General features: G+C 62.9%; 12 protein-coding genes. 6 read left to right on the top strand and 6 right to left on the bottom strand.

Annotated features, from left to right (window positions below):
* Positions 1-8: 8 nt before the first annotated feature.
* Positions 9-1,328 carry an MdtA/MuxA family multidrug efflux RND transporter periplasmic adaptor subunit gene (locus WFJ47_RS03600; RefSeq protein WP_127100426.1) on the bottom strand — a complete coding sequence of 440 codons (1,320 nt, stop codon included), beginning with the start codon at positions 1,326-1,328 and terminating at the stop codon, positions 9-11.
* Positions 1,329-1,593: 265 nt separating this feature from the next.
* Between WFJ47_RS03600 and WFJ47_RS03605 the strand changes: the two genes are divergently transcribed.
* The 4 genes from WFJ47_RS03605 to WFJ47_RS03620 all read left to right on the top strand — a co-directional run bounded on the left by WFJ47_RS03605 (position 1,594) and on the right by WFJ47_RS03620 (position 6,402).
* A complete protein-coding gene (locus WFJ47_RS03605; RefSeq protein ID WP_127100424.1) occupies positions 1,594-1,887 on the top strand; it encodes a CsbD family protein in 294 nt (97 codons plus the stop codon).
* A gap of 223 nt (positions 1,888-2,110) precedes the next feature.
* Positions 2,111-2,752 carry a ribonuclease HII gene (locus WFJ47_RS03610; RefSeq protein ID WP_127100422.1) on the top strand — a complete coding sequence of 214 codons (642 nt, stop codon included), beginning with the start codon at positions 2,111-2,113 and terminating at the stop codon, positions 2,750-2,752.
* A complete protein-coding gene (locus tag WFJ47_RS03615; RefSeq protein ID WP_127100420.1) occupies positions 2,752-3,840 on the top strand; it encodes a DNA methyltransferase in 1,089 nt (362 codons plus the stop codon). Before WFJ47_RS03610 ends, WFJ47_RS03615 begins: the two co-directional genes overlap by 1 nt.
* A gap of 381 nt (positions 3,841-4,221) precedes the next feature.
* On the top strand, positions 4,222-6,402 hold the full coding sequence (locus tag WFJ47_RS03620) for a glycoside hydrolase family 3 C-terminal domain-containing protein (RefSeq protein WP_336760892.1): 2,181 nt from the start codon (positions 4,222-4,224) through the stop codon (positions 6,400-6,402).
* 131 nt (positions 6,403-6,533) lie between these two features.
* On the opposite strand, the gene WFJ47_RS03625 is transcribed toward WFJ47_RS03620, so the two are convergent.
* The 5 genes from WFJ47_RS03625 to WFJ47_RS03645 all read right to left on the bottom strand — a co-directional run bounded on the left by WFJ47_RS03625 (position 6,534) and on the right by WFJ47_RS03645 (position 14,069).
* Positions 6,534-7,127: an ankyrin repeat domain-containing protein gene (locus tag WFJ47_RS03625; RefSeq protein WP_408868613.1), complete on the bottom strand. Its 594-nt coding sequence runs from the start codon at positions 7,125-7,127 to the stop codon at positions 6,534-6,536.
* Positions 7,128-7,214: 87 nt separating this feature from the next.
* Positions 7,215-9,287, bottom strand: a complete 2,073-nt coding sequence (locus WFJ47_RS03630) for a VWA domain-containing protein (RefSeq protein ID WP_336760896.1) — start codon at positions 9,285-9,287, stop codon at positions 7,215-7,217.
* Positions 9,284-12,091, bottom strand: coding sequence for a DUF4159 domain-containing protein (locus WFJ47_RS03635; RefSeq protein WP_336760898.1), 2,808 nt, complete (start codon positions 12,089-12,091; stop codon positions 9,284-9,286). The genes WFJ47_RS03630 and WFJ47_RS03635 overlap by 4 nt, the downstream gene beginning before the upstream one ends.
* Positions 12,088-13,038: a DUF58 domain-containing protein gene (locus tag WFJ47_RS03640; protein WP_336760900.1), complete on the bottom strand. Its 951-nt coding sequence runs from the start codon at positions 13,036-13,038 to the stop codon at positions 12,088-12,090. The genes WFJ47_RS03635 and WFJ47_RS03640 overlap by 4 nt, the downstream gene beginning before the upstream one ends.
* A 2-nt stretch (positions 13,039-13,040) precedes the next feature.
* Positions 13,041-14,069, bottom strand: a complete 1,029-nt coding sequence (locus tag WFJ47_RS03645; RefSeq protein ID WP_336760902.1) for a MoxR family ATPase — start codon at positions 14,067-14,069, stop codon at positions 13,041-13,043.
* 145 nt (positions 14,070-14,214) lie between these two features.
* On the opposite strand from WFJ47_RS03645, the gene WFJ47_RS03650 reads away from it, so the two are divergent.
* Together WFJ47_RS03650 and WFJ47_RS03655 are read left to right on the top strand one after the other, a co-directional pair.
* On the top strand, positions 14,215-14,790 hold the full coding sequence (locus tag WFJ47_RS03650) for a DUF1285 domain-containing protein (RefSeq protein ID WP_127100408.1): 576 nt from the start codon (positions 14,215-14,217) through the stop codon (positions 14,788-14,790).
* Positions 14,791-14,831: 41 nt separating this feature from the next.
* On the top strand, positions 14,832-16,040 hold the full coding sequence (locus tag WFJ47_RS03655) for a CCA tRNA nucleotidyltransferase (protein ID WP_336760905.1): 1,209 nt from the start codon (positions 14,832-14,834) through the stop codon (positions 16,038-16,040).
* The last annotated feature ends 2 nt before the right edge of the window (positions 16,041-16,042 follow it).

The following is a 16,042-nucleotide window of genomic DNA, read 5'->3' on the forward strand; positions in this document are numbered from 1 at the left end:
GGGCGGGCTTACTGCGCGGGCTTGGCGGCGGGGGCGGGAGTCGTCGCGGCGTCGCCCTTGCCAGCGTTATCGGCGGCATTCCCATTATCCGCCGGGATGCTCACCTTGGCACCGGGGCGAAGATGGTTGGTACCATCGGTCACCACGCGTTCACCCAGCTTGAGCCCTGTCTTGATAACCGTGACGTCATTGCTGGCGATACCGGTCGTGACATTGCGGACTTCGACCGTGTTGTCGTCCTTGACGACATACACGAACTGACCGTCCGGTCCCGTCTGGAGCGCGTTGGACGAGAGCAGGATGACATTGTGCAGCGTATCAACCAGTAGGCGCGCGTTGACGAACTGGTTCGGGAACAGGTGCTCGTCTTCGTTGGAGAAGATGGCGCGCATACGCACGGTGCCAGTCGCCGTGTCGATCTGGCTATCCAGCGCCTTGACGGTGCCAGAGGCGATCTTGTTCAGGTTTGCGCTGTCCCATGCTTCGACCGGAAGCTGGCCGACCGCGTGCAGCCTGTCCATGACCTGCGGCAACTGATCCTGAGGCAGGGTGAAGATGACTGAGATCGGCTGCATCTGCGTCAGGACGGTCAGGCCACCCGACTGACCGGCGGTGAAATAATTGCCCATATCGACAGCACGAATGCCGACACGTCCATCAACGGGGGCGATGATATGGCAGTAATAGAGGTTCAGGCGGGCATTATCGACATTGGCCTGATCGAGCTTGACCGTACCCTCGAGCTGCTGGACCTTGTACTGCGCGTCGATGGCGGTCATGGCTGCGATCGAGTTCTGCTTGATCAGCTTGTCATAGCGCCCGGCATTGATGCGGGCATCGGCCAGCTGGGCCTGGTCCTGCTTGAGCGTGCCGAGCTGCTGTTCGAGCGCAACCTGATAGGGGCGCGGATCGATCAGCACGAGCTCGTCACCGGCCTTGACGTGCTGTCCCTCCTTGAATTCCACATTCATGATGTAGCCGCTCACGCGGGCCTGCACCGTCACGTTCGTGATGGGCACCACCGTGCCGAGTTCGGTCAGGATCTCAGGCATGTCCCCCGTTTTGACCACGGCGACAGCGACCGGTGTGGCGTCACCATTGCGCTGCGCGCTGGCGCTGCCCGCACCGCGATGGTTGCCATGTGAGCCGTGTGTCTTCGTCCCGTGAGGACGCAGGAAGGCAATGGCCAGAAGCACCACGATGATGCCGCCGATAATGAAAAGGAGCCGGCGCTTGCGACGCGGCTTGCCCGGTGGGGGCGAGGCAGAGGGGTGGGGCGCAGCATGGCGCGCAGGCTGGGTCCGGTCGGGGCCCGTCTGATCAGTCATCTCTTCTCGTCTTCCATCACCCAAATCCAGGAGCGGTCACATGCGCCAACTGGTGTCTGAGACATACGTTATTTGAGGCCGCCGTAACATGACGTCAGCTAAATTCTAGTTCAAAGACGAAACAATTCACAACATCCCACGTTACTCGCAGCGCCGCAACACGACCCTAATTAAGCATCCTGGCTCAGGAAACCGTTTTGCTCATGCGTCGTTCGTCCTATCGTCGCGGATGTTTTCAAGTCCGTTTAGTGAAAGGATTATGACAATGGCCGATGCAGTTGAAAAAAAAGGTGAAGGCCTGCTCGACGAAGCCAAGGGCCGTCTGAAGGACGCAGCCGGTGGCCTGACGGGTGACGCGAAGCTCCAGGCAGAGGGCAAGATCGACCAGCTTTCGGGCATGGCACAGCAGGAATTTGCTGACCTGTATGACGATGCCGAAACCACGCTCGAAAAGGCAACGGCTTTCGTACAGGACCGTCCGTTGATCTCGCTGAGCGTTGCTATCCTCGTCGGCACCATCCTTGGTGCCCTCTTCTTTGGTCGTTCCAAGAAGAAGTGAGCCAAGGCTCATAGAACGTAGCCTTGATTGGGCAGTGTCGCCGTCAAGCGAAGGGGGGCCACAGTGATGTGGTCCCCTTTTCTCGTATTGACACAACAAAAAAGATTCAACGGCGCCCGAATGGGGTTTACAGGGCGATTCGGGTGATTCAAAAGCGATTCGTAAGACTGTGCGACTCGGCCGGTCTGTTTCGTTTCTATCGCCAGGGATTTTGCAACCACGCATGCCGGACTATTCTCTCGAACTTGCCAATGGGGCACCGGAACAGAGGATAGTCGGCCTTGACGAGGTCGGGCGCGGCCCTCTCGCAGGGCCGGTCATCGCAGCGTCTCTAGTGTTTCTCACTCCCCCTGAGCCGCCCCTTGCTGCGATGATCGACGATTCAAAGCGCCTGAGTGCGAAACGGCGCGATGCTGCCTTCGCCGCGCTGATGGCCCACCCTGCGGTCAGGATCGGTCTTGGCGCGGCATCGGTCCCGGAAATCGAGCGGATCAATATCGGCAAGGCGTGTCATCTGGCCATGCAGCGCGCCTTGGCTCATCTGGGCTTCATGCCTGACATGGCGCTTGTGGATGGTAATCGTCTGCCTGCTCTGGGCTGTCCCGCCCTTGCAGTGGTGGGCGGCGATCGCAAGAGCCTCTCCATCGCCGGAGCGTCGATTATCGCCAAGGTCATTCGTGACCGGCTGATGACACGGCTTTCGGAACGTCACACGACCTATGGTTGGGAAAAGAATGCCGGATACGGCACGGCCCTGCATATGGCCGGCCTGAAACAGGCCGGCGTCACCCCTCATCATCGGCGCGAATTCGCCCCCATACGCGCCCTCCTTGCGTGCGCAGCCCAACCGGTCGGAGCCATCTAATGCAGGATTTCCCCCTCGATCAGATCCTGTGCGGTGAGTGCATCGATACGATGCGCAGCCTCCCCGATGCGAGCATCGACTGCATCTTCGCAGATCCGCCGTATAATCTGCAGCTTCGGGGTGAATTGCGCCGTCCCGATGAAACCGTGGTCGATGGGGTGGACGACGCCTGGGACAAATTCGCCGATTACGCGACCTACGACAATTTCACGCGTGAATGGCTGACCGAGGCGCGGCGCCTGCTGACAAAGGATGGCACGATCTGGGTGATCGGCTCCTATCACAATGTTTTCCGGCTGGGCGCCATCATGCAGGATCTGGGCTTCTGGATCCTGAACGACATCGTCTGGCGCAAGGCCAATCCGATGCCCAATTTCCGTGGGCGACGCTTCACCAACGCGCATGAAACCCTGATCTGGGCCGCGCGCGGCCCAGAGAGCAAATATCGCTTCAACTATCAGGCCATGAAGGCGCTGAATGACGACATGCAGATGCGCAGCGACTGGTATCTGCCACTTTGCACCGGCAATGAGCGCCTGCGTAACGCGCATGGGCTGAAGCTGCATCCCACGCAAAAGCCCGAGAGCCTGCTGCATCGTGTGCTCATTGCTTCGACCGTGGTGGACGATATTGTGCTCGATCCTTTCTCCGGCAGTGGGACGACCGCCGCAATGGCCAAGCGTCTTGGGCGGCGATTCATCGGGATCGAACGTCATCCCGATTATATCGAGGCGGCGCGTGCCCGAGTAGAGGCAGAAATTCGTCTTTCGGATGAGCAATTGGCGATCACCCCCGCCAAGCGCGAGATGCCGCGCGTACCGTTTGGCAGTTTTGTCGAGCAGGGCGCACTGCCCGCCGGGACCGAACTCTTCGATCGTCAGCGCCGCGTCAGTGCGACGGTCATGCCCGATGGCAGTCTTGTCTCAGGCAGCCACCGTGGTTCCATCCACAAGATGGGGGCCATTTTGACCAACGCCCCTTCGTGCAATGGCTGGACTTTCTGGTATTTCGAGCGACAGGGAGAGGTCGTCCAGATCGACATCCTGCGTACCGAGCAGGCGCAGGCCCCTCTGCGGAATGTGGGCTGAAGGTCGTTACTGGATGGGCACGGCAGGCAGGTGCCTCACGCTCGGCGCGAAGCCGCGTCTGAGCGCGTTATGCCCGTTCATGCCCTCCTGAGCAGTCATCCGAAGCGCTGCGTTCCGATTTCGTTACAATTGATATATTATTGCTTCACTCCGTTGTCAGCGGCTGCGGACGGAAAGCATGGGCGGTTTGTGCGTTGGGATCAGCACCCCGCGTAGGGCGTCCGATAGCCAGGTTTCCTGGCTGAGGCATGGGGATTGCTGGCATCCTGATCTGCGTGGTCTTTCCGCCCGCGTTCTGCCCATAGCGTTCTGTTACTGGCCTCGCGGCCAGTCCAGCCGTCCTACGCGCCAATGTCGAACGTGACGCATGAGGCATCAGGCATGGACTCGCATTCTTCCTCCCGACACCCGCTCTGGCTCAACCCTGCCAGGACGCCCGACGAGCGCGCCCGTGCCGCGACCGCGGCGATGGATGAGGCACAAAAACTCTCCTGGATGTCGGGTCCCATGGCTATTCCCGTTGGATGCGAGGCCAAGCCTGAGGGGGCCATCGGATCGGCGGGGTATTTTCCGGCTATGCCAGCGCTCGGCATTCCAGCCCAGCAGCAGAGCGATGCCAGTCTCGGTATCGGCAATCTCGAGAACGTCCGACCCGGCGATACAGCCACAGCCCTGCCATCTTCTCTGATGCTTGGCGCATCCTTCGATCCGGATCTTGCACGTGAGACTGGTCGGATTGTCGGGGCTGAAGGCCATGCGAAAGGGTTCAACGTCGTCCTGGGGGGAGGGGCCAATCTGCTGCGCGAGCCACGCGGTGGGAGAATCTTCGAATATGTATCTGAAGACCCGCTCCTGACGGGACGGATCGTCGGCGGCTCGATTGCCGGTATCCAGTCGCAGCACGTAGTTTCGACGATCAAGCATTACGCCATCAATCCCGAGGAAACCGGGCGCGTGATGGTCAGCTCCGATATCGGGGAGGCGGCCTTGCGCGAGAGCGATCTGCTGGCTTTCGAAATGGCGATCGAGATCGGCAAGCCGGGTGCGATCATGCCTGGCTATAATCTGGTCAATGGGGAATGGGCATCGGAGAACCGGTTCCTTCTCAGCGAGGTCCTGCGCCGGGACTGGGGATATCAGGGATGGGTGATGTCCGACTGGGGCGCGACTCACAGCACGGTCAAAGCGGTCCTCGCAGGGCTCGATGTCCAGTCAGGCGCCAACATAGACCCGGCGCCCTATTTCGGCGCGCCCCTCGCCGAGGCTGTGGCGACCGGGCGGGTTCCGGCGGCGCGTCTCGATCAGTCGATGTATCGGCAATTGCGCAGCCTTTTTGCTGTCGGGGCGGTCGATTATCCCGCCATGCCGGGAGGTGCAATCGATTACGCGGCGCATAAGCGCATCGCTCAGCGCGCGGCGGAGGGGGGTATCGTGCTGTTGCGCAATGAAGGGGCGTTGCTGCCGCTGGGTCAGGGCCCTCAGCATATCCTGCTCGTGGGCGCGCATGCCGATCAGGGTGTTCTGTCGGGAGGCGGCTCGTCTTGCGTCACTCCGGAAGGCAGCCTCAAGATGGACGGCGCCAGCTTTGCCGGGCTGTCTCTGGAGAAGGTCTATCATCCCTCATCCCCACTGAAAGCCATCGCTGCCGTGGCCCCGCGAGCGGTTGTCACCTATGATGACGGGAGGGATCTTGATCGTGTCCTGCCCCTGGCAGCCAAAGCTGACACCGTCATCATTTTCGCGGAACTCTGGCGAAGCGAGGGGGAGGACGTGCAGGGGCTCTCCTTGCCCGATGGCCAGGAGGCCCTGATTACACGCATCGCAGCGCATAATCCCCGGGTCATCGTGGTTCTGGAGACCGGAGGCCCGGTGCTCATGCTGTGGCGGGAGAGCGTGCCCGCCATTCTCCATGCATTCTATGCCGGATCGGGCGGCGGAGAGGCGATCGCCGCGCTCCTGTTCGGTCATGTCTCCCCCTCTGGAAGACTGCCTTTCACGATCCCGCTGAGCGAAGAGGATCTGCCTCGCTCCGCGCAGATCGATCCGCAGACCGTCGTGTCCAATCCCGGCCAGCCAGTCGATCGGCCTGTCGTGCATCGGGATTACGGGATCGAAGGTGCCGATATCGGCTATCGCTGGTTTTCGCGCATCAAACGTCCGGTGGCTTACCCCTTCGGGCACGGACTCAGTTATACGCGCTTTGCCCATTCGGATTTCGCACTCGACCGGAAAACGCTGACCGTGAGCCTATGCGTCACCAACACGGGCCGGGTGCCCGGCGCGGAGGTGGTGCAAATCTATGCGCTGCGCGAGGATGAGCCGGCGTTTCAGCCCCGGCTTGTGGGATTTGGCAAGATCATGCTGAAGGCTGGGGCAAGTGGTCTGGTAACGGTGCCACTCGAGCCGCGCCTGCTCGCCCGGGTGGAGGGGGCGTCTTGGCGGCGTCCGTCCGGCACCTATCGTTTCGAGATACGGCGCGACGCTCTGACGCCAATCCTTGGTGAAAGCATTTCCTTGCCGGAATGGGAACAGAGCCTGCGTCATGAGACGCCCGTCGATTGAGGGGGCTCGTTTCTTCCATTTCAGCCTTGAAACGGAAAAAGCGGATCGGGAACCCAATCCGCTTTTTTTGACGATCGATCTGCTTCCTGACCCGTGACGTATGTCATGGACAAGAGAAAGAGAGCAGGTGTTCAGCGACCGCCGAAACCGAGGAAGCCGATATCGGGCTGGGGCTGCCCTCCCGGGATAGCCGGATGTCCCTTGCTCGCAACGGCCATGGCGGATGCGCCCTTGCGGCCTTTGCCCTTGATGGTCAGATGACCATTGCCTTTGGCATCGGTCTCGATCTGCGAATGAGACGTCTCGACAGCGAGGCGGCTGTCATTGTCGTAGGTCCGCATCGAGAGCAGCAGGAACATGATGTCCTTGCGGTTCAGGTCGATTGCCATGTCGAGCGGGGTCTGGAATAGCACGTTCTTCGCGTTCATGTCCGCGCCGCGATTGAGCGCCTCCTTGGCGGCGTTCAGCGATCCGCGATTGATCGCATCGAACAGCGCCTCGGTCGGGTTGAGGTCCACATTGGCGTGGCCCGCATCCTGTTCTTGCGAATCTGCACCGGGGAGAGCCGATGGCGGAGCGGCTGCCTTGGCGGCACGGCGTGCCTCAGCCTTCTTCTGCGCCTCTTCGGCTTCCTGTTCCGCTTCCGCATCGTCTGCAGACTGGGCATGCGCAGCATGCCAGGGAACGAACAGGACCGGTGTGGCGGCAAGACTTGCCGTCAGCATCAGGGGAAAAAGTCGTTGGACATTCATGTGACGTCTCGAGTGGCGCATGGGCCGACTATAAAGGATCGTTAACAAGCTGGCGACTCCCTATCGGCGGCGAAGTCGGCCTTCGCGCCACCAGCCGAGAAAAAGAAGAGCCAATACACCGCAAAGTGCCGCCCAGGAGGGGCAGAGCGCGGTCAGGCGGCTGGACGATGCAACCGGCACGAGCTGGCGCGGAAAGCCGATCCAGCCTGATCCGGCAAAGCTTGCGCCCCGTGCGTCAGGCGAAACCTGCCGGAGTTCGGGGGCATGGCTGAGCGTACCGAGCCATTGCGTGCTGCCATGAGACTGTGCGGCCAGAGGCGCGAGACGGGTTGCGGTCGCGCGCAGATCGGCATCTTCAAGCGGGTTGCGCGTCGATTGCGCCGCCACTGCGGTCAGCCCGTCCTGATGGATGACCCAGAGCCCGTCTGCACCATTGGTGGCGATGCGCGCGCCGAACACACCATTGCCCTCAGCGGTGAGGGGCTGAGGGGTGACCTTGCCGTCGGGTGCCGTGACCATGGCGGGGTGGTCGAGGCGGGCGGTATTGCTGTGACGCTCGATACGCAGGCTGTTATCGCTCAAGGTCGCGCGGAGCTGGTTCTCTTCCAGATCGGGCTCCTTCATGAGCCAGTGCGAGAGGCGCTTGAGCAGTTCCGCCTGAGGGCCGCCGCCGCCCTCGCCACGCGACCAGAGCCAAAGCTGGTCAGAGAGGAGCAGGGCCACGCGCCCCTTCTGCACCGTGTCAAGCACGAGCAGAGGCTGTTGCGACGGACCGTTAAGCAGCGTTGTACCGTGCACCCGGTCGGAAGAGAGGGCACGATACCATGGACCCCATCCGGGTTGCAGGCCGGAGGTGACCGGATGCCGCTTGCCGGCATCGGTGAGTCGGGGCACGAAGCGCTCATTCACGACGCCATTTCCCGGCACATGGGCAGGTAATACCTCTGCGAGCGGCGTGTCCTGCAACGTACCATCTTCGGTGAATTCCGGGCCGGCCGTCAGCAGCAGACCGCCGCCCTCGCGCACATAATCGGCGATGTTCGACAGATAATCCTGAGGCAGGATTCCAGCATTATGGAAGCCGTCCAGGATGATCAGATCGAACTGCTTGATCCGGTCCTGAAACAGCTCCTTGATAGGGAACGGAATGAGCGCCAGATCGGAAAGCGGGGTGCCGTCATCCTTGTCCGGCGGCCGCAGGATGGTGAAATGCACGAGATCGACGGAAGGATCGGCCTTGAGCAGACGGCGCCAGACGCGCTCACCCTGATTAGGCGTGCCCGAGACGAGCAGGACCTTCAGCCTGTCACGCACACCGTTGATGCGCACGATGGCGCTGTTGTTGCGCGGGCTCGCTTCCCCCGCCAGCGGTGAGGCGGTCAGGGTGACCAGCAATTCGCCAGGCTGACGCATCGGGATGTCGATATCGACGGGCACGCCCGAGCGTGCCGCAATCTGCCGTGGGGGGGCGTCACCCTGGCGCAGGGTGAGGGTGACATCCTGTCCTGCGGGGGCACCCAGATCCTCCACCAGCACACGTAAGGTCGCCGCCTTGCCGACCAGCGCATAGGGGGGAGCCTGAAGTACACGCAGGCGCCGGTCGGTTTCCTCGCCCTTGCCAGTCAGCAACACATGGAGCGGGAGGGGGCTGTTCTCCCGTGTGAACAGGCTGGGCAGACTGGCGGGGGCGTCATGCACCATGCCATCCGTGACCAATATGGCGCCACTGAAGCGCCCCGGCGGCAGATCGGCCTGGGCAATGGCGTCGAGAAGCCGCGTGCCGTGATGATCTCCGCCCGCGACCGTGACGGTATGAAGCGTCAGTCCGGCAATGTTCCGGGCCGATTGCTGAAGTTGCGCGACGGCTTTCTCGGCACTGTCGAGACGATGGCGCAACGCCATGGAGGGAGAGTGATCGACAACGAGCAGCACATCCTGCGGCGCCGGCTCGTAGAAGGGGCGGTTGAGCCTGGGTCCGCTGAGCCAGAGCAGGATCAGTAGCAGGGCAAGCACACGCGCGATCGAGCCGGGGGCGCGGCGCAACAGCATGTACAGGCCCAAGAGGGCGATCATGGCGCCCGACCCCGCGATCAGCCAGAGCGGCAGAAGCGGCATGAAGGTGAGATGGCTCATTGTTCCATCCTCTTCAGAAGCTCGGGAACGCGCATCTGATCGGCCTTGTAATTCCCCGTCAGCGCATAGAGCAGCAGATTGACGCCAAAACGATAGGCCTGAGTACGCTGTTCGTCCCCACCCGGAATGACGGCATAGGGTGTATTGCCCTGCGCATCCATGGCCCAGGCATGGGCCCAGTCTCCAGCCCCGATGATGATGGGACTGACATCATCATTGCTGTCATCACCACTCCGCGCCACCCAGACGGGCAGGCCCTGAACACGTCCGGGGAAGTCATGCAGCAGATAGAAGCTGTGAGCCAGGACGTGATGGTCATCGAGCTTCGAAAGCGGCGGCACGACCAGGCCTGAGGTGGCACGTTTCAGGGCGGCACGTGTCTGCCCCTCATCGCGTGTCGAGAGGTCCGAGCCTACGCCCTGCGTGTCGAGCATCAGGATGCCCCCATGCGCCATGAAGCTGTTGAGCGCGGCGGAACGCTTCGGGTCTTCCTGCACGTCTTCTGTGATCGGCCAGTAGATCAGTGGATAATAGGCCAGATCGTCCTTGCCCGGCGTGAGGCCGTCCGGATGACCCATTACGGCGGAGGAGCGATCGGAGGCGTAGTTCGATAGCCCTTGCAGTCCCTCGCGTGAGGCCTGATCGATATCGTCATGTCCCGTCAGGATGTAGCCCAGGCGGGTCTCGAGTGCGGCGCCGGGCACGACGCCGTGGGTGACGCCGTTTTGATGGGGGGGCGTCTCGTCATCCTCGCCCGAGGGCTGGGCCTGCGGCGCGGTACCAGCTTGCGCCGAGGCGTGAGGCGCAGGCAGGAGCGTTGCACCGATAACGAAACCGATCGCAGTCAGGCGTCCGATCAGCCCACGCAGCCAGAGGGCGATCAGGCAATCGGCGAGCAGCAGGAGCAGAGCAGCGCCGAGCAGCCACGGAGCGAGAACATGATCGGGTGAGACGCGATCGGGGGTAAGCGCCTTTCCGAGCATGGGCTCATCCGAGATCGGGGGCAGGGCATTACCCAGATTGAAGGCCTTGCGTGCGAGATGCGGGCCGTAAGTGCCGGGAGGATGCTGAACATCGGGGGCGGTATGGCCCAGCGCTTCGACGGTGATGGGGCGTGCTGCTTCCGGCGGGGGCACCAGATTGCCCTGGGCATCGAGCATGGCAAAGGGGACAAGTGTGCGGAGCGCGCTTGTATCCTGTTGGCCGGCAGAGCGATCGACCAGACGTTCCAGCATCTCTGGGAACAGCCCCGAGAGTGGCAGGCTCGACCAATCTGCCGTGCCGGTCACATGAAACAGGACCAGCTCTCCCTGGCCGAAGGCGCTGGCTGTCACGAGTGGCGTCCCATCGCTCAGGCGTGCCCAGACATGACTGCCCAGATCGGGTGTGGGTTCGGCCAGAACCTGTCGGGTTACCGTGACTTCCTTCGGCAGGGGCAGCCCTTCAAAAGGCGAATGCTCCGCAAAGGCCGAGAGGATCTGCGGCTTACCCCAGGACATCGGCCCCCCAAGCTGACGCATCCCGTTGATAAGAGGCACAGGCAAAAGTGTTTTTGCCATGTCATGCAGGGCAGCCTGAGGGTCAGAGGCGAGAACCGGCCCGGCAAACCGGATGAGCACGCCGCCATGACGCACCCAGTCTGCGACCAGATGACGCGTGGTTTCATCGGCCAGTGTGCCATCTGTGGCGATCAGAACCGAAAGTTTCTGCTTGAGCAGTTCGGAAACGGTGCCGCGATGCAACGTGCCGACGCCGCTGATCGCCTGGGCAAGAAAGAAGCCCTGGCCGGTGAGGGGTGTGTCCTGGCTGCCCTGTGTCAACAGACCAACCGGATGACGGTGATCGCCCTCATCGAGCAGGGCGATGGCGGAGGGGCCGGGAAGCGGCCCGGTATCGCGCTCCAGAACGATGCGGCTGGCTCTGTTTCGCAGCAATGGCGGCAGAGGCAGGGTAGTGGGTTTGTCAGGCGCTGCGCCAAGAGGGAAGAGACCAAGCGTGCCCCCATTTTCCGCCCGGACGCGCAGGGTCAGTGCCCCGGGCTTGAAGGGGGACGCTTTCGGGGCTGCGCAGGGGAGGGCGCTCACTGTGGCCGACAGCACGCCGTGATCATCCTGCTGCGCGGCCAGAAGCATGGTTTCGCAGCCGGTCCAGCGCATGTCGCTCACCGGGCTGGAACGGTGAGCGAGAGCAGAGGTCAGCGTTGGGTCTGATCCTGTCGCCACCCCATCGGAGAGGAAAACGATATCATGCGCAGGAGACTGGGCGCCCGCCTGATCGAGGTTCTTGAGCTGGCTGGCAAGGCGTGTGCGGTCGGTTGGCCAGGAATGGGGCGAGAGGCCCAGCAGGCGTTCCTCGAAACGGGCCCGGTCCTGGGTGGTGAAGGGCGCGGCCATGCTCCCATCGGGATCGGGTGCGCTCAGCAGCAATGTCACATCCTGCCCGGCCCTGAAGTGGCGCTCCGCCAGGCTGCGGGCCGCGCGCAGACGTTCCTGCCAGTGGGGCACGGCCGCCCAGCCATTATCCAGCACGAGAATCATGGCGCGATCGGCGCCAGAGGTCAGGCTGCGTCCGAGCCAGACAGGCTGTGCCAGGCCGAGAACGAGCAGGGCAACCGCTGTCAGACGCAGGATCAGCAGCCAGAGCGGGGAGCGTGCGGTATCAGCCCGTCCCGACGTCAGGCGACGCAGGATCTCGAGCGAGGGATAGACCTGTTCTCGCGGGGGAGGCGGCGTCGCCTTGACCAGCCAGTACACAAGCGGCAGCGCGACGAGGCCGAACAGCGCAAGGGGGGTGAGAAAGATCATGCGTGCAGCTTCCCCCCGCTGAGACGGGCATAAAGCGCGAGCAGGGCGGGCAGAAGCGGCTGGTCGGTATGATGGAGGGTCAACCCCGCACGATGCGCCTCGGCGAGACGGGTCATCTGGTCGAGATGGGCTTTCATTTCCTGTTCATAGGACTCCGTCAGCGTCTCGACGGCAGGGAGGGTCAGGCGCTCCTCTCCCTCCAAACTGTCGAAGCTGATACGCCCGGCATAGGGCAGGCTTCGTTCAGCAGGATCGAGAATGCAGAGCAGTTCGGTTCTGGCCGGGCGCGCGGCGATATCGCGCAGCAAAGCTTCGAGCGTTTCAGGTGGGAAGAGGAAATCGCTGACCAGAACGAGTTGCCCCCAGGGTCGTATCGTATCGAGATCGGGCAGGCTCGCTGCGGGACCGAGGGTCAGGTTCTGGCCGAGGCGCGTCAGGGAATGCGCACCGCTGACCGAGCGCCCCTGTTCGGGCCCGTTGAGCAACGCGACACGTTCCCCTCCATGAAGTGCGGCAGCGGCGAGGGCGAGTGTGGCCAGCCGGGCCTGATCCTGCTTCAGGGGCAGGGTAGTCCGTGAGCGCCAGGCCATGGAGGGGGAGGGATCGCACCAGAGGGTAAGAAGCTGCGCGCCCTCGGCCTCGCGCTCACGAACCCAGAGCTGGTCGCTTCTCGCTGATTGCCGCCAGTCGATGCGATGGGCGGGTTCGTGGTCGTGAGCCGGTCGGTATTGCCAGAAATCCTCGCCCGCTCCGGCGCGATGCTGATGATGCACACCTGCGCGCAATTGACGTCCGATACGCTCTGCCTCGATCACGAGCGGGGGAAGGAGGGCCTCCGCCTCGGCCGGAACCTGCGTATCGGAATGCCGGTCAGGGAAGGTGCTGGACCGAGGGCCTGAAGCGCTCAACCCGGCCTTGCGTCGCCATGTCGCAAAAAAACCACTCACGATCAGAGAAGCGTCTCGACGGCCGATGAGATCAGAGCCTCGACCTTCTGTCCGGACGCGCGCGCGGAGAAGCTAAGCGCCATGCGATGGGCGAGAACTGGCTCGGCGAGTTCCGCCAGATCGTCGAGGCTCGGGCTCAGGCGACCATCCAGAAGCGCCTGAGCGCGGCAGCTCAGCATCAGGGCCTGGGCTGCGCGCGGGCCGGGGCCGTAGAGCAGAGAGGACGCAATATCGGGTTTGTAGGCGGTTTCGGGGCGCAGGCCACGCACAAGCGTCAGGATCGCCTCAAGGATTTTTTCGCCCACCGGCAGACTGCGCACGAGCGCCTGCGCATCGATCAGGTCACGTGATGAAAGCAGGACGGGGGCGGTGGCGGTCTCGGCACCGGTGGTCTGGAGCAGCATCTCGCGCTCCGCATCGCGCTCGGGGAAGCTGAGGGCGATGCGCAGCATGAAGCGGTCGAGCTGGGCTTCCGGGAGTGGGTATGTGCCTTCCTGCTCGATCGGATTCTGGGTTGCCAGCACGTGGAAAGGCCTGGGCAGCTTGTGATTGGTCCCTGCCTGGGCGACCTCATATTCCTGCATGGCCTGAAGCAGGGCCGATTGTGTACGGGGGCTGGCGCGATTGATCTCATCGGCAAGAAGAAGCTGGGTGAAGATCGGCCCCTTCACGAAGCGGAAGAAGCGCCGTCCGTTTTCATCCTCGTCCAGAATATCGCTGCCAGTAATGTCCGAGGGCATCAGATCGGGTGTGAACTGGATGCGGCGCGTGTCCAGCCCGAGTACATGGGCGGCCGTGCTGACCAGCAGCGTCTTGCCCAGGCCTGGCGCGCCGATCAAAAGCGCGTGACCTCCCGAGAGGATCGTGACCAGAAGCCGGTCGATCACGTCGCGCTGGCCGAGCACGACCTGACCAATGGCGCTGCGCACCGCGCCGAGCTGCGCGGTCAGGCGTTCGGCCATGGCAAGCTCCGCCTGCGTCGTATCGGAGAAGGGCCGGGCGGGGAAGGAAGAGAGATCGTTCTGGCTCATATTTGCCAATCTGACAGTTCCGGGGGTTTCATCAAGCCATAAGACGACCCAACTTGCAGCATGAGACCAGATTTTTGGACCACGAGCGGAGAGAGCGTTGAGGGAAGGTGGGGCAAAACGGGCATCGGGCTGCGCTGAGCTGCCGATGACCTGCGAGAACGATGAACGCATCGATGCTTCCGGCAAGGAAACGGGCAGGGATGGCGAAACAGCGCCGCGCGCGCTTCCCTTCATCATCCGCCGTGACGGAACCTGGCTCTATCGGGGCTCGCCTGTGAGACGCAAGGAGATGCTCTGTCTGTTCGGCTCCATGCTCACACGCGATCGGGCAGGAGATTTCTGGCTGCGTACGCCAACCGAGGCCGGTATCATCCAGGTGGAAGATGCACCGTTCATCGTGCGTGAGCTCGATTTCCGGGGCGGGTGCGGGCGGCAGCAGAATCTGTGCCTGCGGACCAATATGGACGAACTGCTTTGCGTCGGTCCGTCCCATCCTCTGATCGTGGATTGGGACCATCCCCCGTCAGAGGACTGCGCCGCCATTCCCTATGTGCAGGTACGACGCGGCGAGGGCGACAAGCCCATTCTCGCCCGCCTTTCGCGCCCGGTCTATTACGAGCTTGTGGCGCTGGCCGTTCCGGGCCATGTGGGTTGCCGTCCCTGCATGGGGGTGTGGAGCCATAATATCTTTTTCCCCCTTGCCCCGATACCTGCGCCGTAAGGGGCGGGATTCCCCTCACTGATTTCGCGACCGGGTCTGCCGTGACACTTCTCGACCAGCTTCCTCAACGCTCCGGCCTGGATCGGCTCTGGCGTTTCCTGCCCGAGGCCCGCCTCGTTGGCGGTTCCGTGCGTGATCTTCTGCTCGGGGGGCAACAGGTCCATGACCTGGATCTGGCCACTCCCGAGCCTCCTCACGAGGTTCAGGCCGTCCTCGCGCGCGCGGGGATAAAGACCATTCCGACCGGGCTCGCTCACGGCACGATCACGGCGCTGATCGATCAGGTCCCATATGAGATCACTACCCTGCGACGCGATGTCACGACCAACGGGCGTCACGCCGAAGTCGCGTGGACGACGAACTGGCAGGAAGATGCGGCGCGGCGCGATTTCACCATCAATGCGCTTTTCTGTGATCGTTGGGGCGTCATTCACGACTTCTTCGGCGGTCAGCGGGATCTGGCCGCGCGGCATGTCCGGTTCGTGGGGGAGGCCGGAAGGCGCATTGAGGAAGATGCCCTGCGTATCCTGCGCTTCTTCCGTTTCGATGCGCGTTTCGGAAGCGATCGACCCGATCTGGCCGCGATGACCGCCATACGCAGCCATGCCGGGATGATTGGCGGGCTCTCGGCCGAGCGTCTCGCGAGCGAGATGGTGCGTATCCTCACCGGGCCGCATCTGGCGCGCTGTCTCGCCCATATGGAGGCGGCCGATGTGCTGGACCGCGTTGTCGCGTCCCCCCGGACCCGGAGGCTCGTCCGTGGGCTAAAGCTCGGTGCGCCGGAGGACGGTGTTCTGCGGCTCGGTCTGCTGAGCGATGCGCCGGATCTGGCGCAGAGATTGCGCCTCTCGGGCAAACAGGCGCAACGGCTCTCTCTCATGCGGGGGCCATATCTGTCTGACGAGACGGATATCCTGTCCCCGCAATGCGATGACGATGCGCTCCGGCGTCAGCTTGCGCTGGAGGAACATCAGACGCTGCTTGACCGGAGCTGGCTGCTTCAGACACAGGATGACGAGAGCCTCCCCGAGGATTGGGACGCGTTGCGCACGCGGCTGATCGGGATGAAGCGCCCCATATTCCCCCTTGCGGGACGTGATGCAGTGAAGGCCGGACTCGGCCCGGGTCCCGAAGTCGGCTTGGTTCTCGCTGAGCTTCAGGATTGGTGGCGCGCCAGGGGCTGTCTGCCTGATCGGGAGGCTTGTCTGGCCGAGCTCAAAAACCGTCTGCCCCTTTCCCCGCAAGGCTGAGG

The organism is Asaia sp. VD9, assembly GCF_037150015.1.
GTDB lineage: Bacteria > Pseudomonadota > Alphaproteobacteria > Acetobacterales > Acetobacteraceae > Asaia.

Excerpts from the sequence above, each read along its gene's own strand:
- WFJ47_RS03610 (WP_127100422.1), top strand. The coding sequence starts at position 2,111 with ATGCCGGACTATTCTCTCGAACTTGCCAATGGGGCACCGGAACAGAGG.
- WFJ47_RS03620 (WP_336760892.1), top strand. The coding sequence starts at position 4,222 with ATGGACTCGCATTCTTCCTCCCGACACCCGCTCTGGCTCAACCCTGCC.
- WFJ47_RS03600 (WP_127100426.1), bottom strand. The coding sequence starts at position 1,328 with ATGACTGATCAGACGGGCCCCGACCGGACCCAGCCTGCGCGCCATGCT.
- WFJ47_RS03615 (WP_127100420.1), top strand. The coding sequence starts at position 2,752 with ATGCAGGATTTCCCCCTCGATCAGATCCTGTGCGGTGAGTGCATCGAT.
- WFJ47_RS03625 (WP_408868613.1), bottom strand. The coding sequence starts at position 7,127 with ATGCTGACGGCAAGTCTTGCCGCCACACCGGTCCTGTTCGTTCCCTGG.
- WFJ47_RS03635 (WP_336760898.1), bottom strand. The coding sequence starts at position 12,091 with ATGATCTTTCTCACCCCCCTTGCGCTGTTCGGCCTCGTCGCGCTGCCG.
- WFJ47_RS03605 (WP_127100424.1), top strand. The coding sequence starts at position 1,594 with ATGGCCGATGCAGTTGAAAAAAAAGGTGAAGGCCTGCTCGACGAAGCC.
- WFJ47_RS03630 (WP_336760896.1), bottom strand. The coding sequence starts at position 9,287 with ATGAGCCATCTCACCTTCATGCCGCTTCTGCCGCTCTGGCTGATCGCG.
- WFJ47_RS03650 (WP_127100408.1), top strand. The coding sequence starts at position 14,215 with ATGACCTGCGAGAACGATGAACGCATCGATGCTTCCGGCAAGGAAACG.
- WFJ47_RS03645 (WP_336760902.1), bottom strand. The coding sequence starts at position 14,069 with ATGAGCCAGAACGATCTCTCTTCCTTCCCCGCCCGGCCCTTCTCCGAT.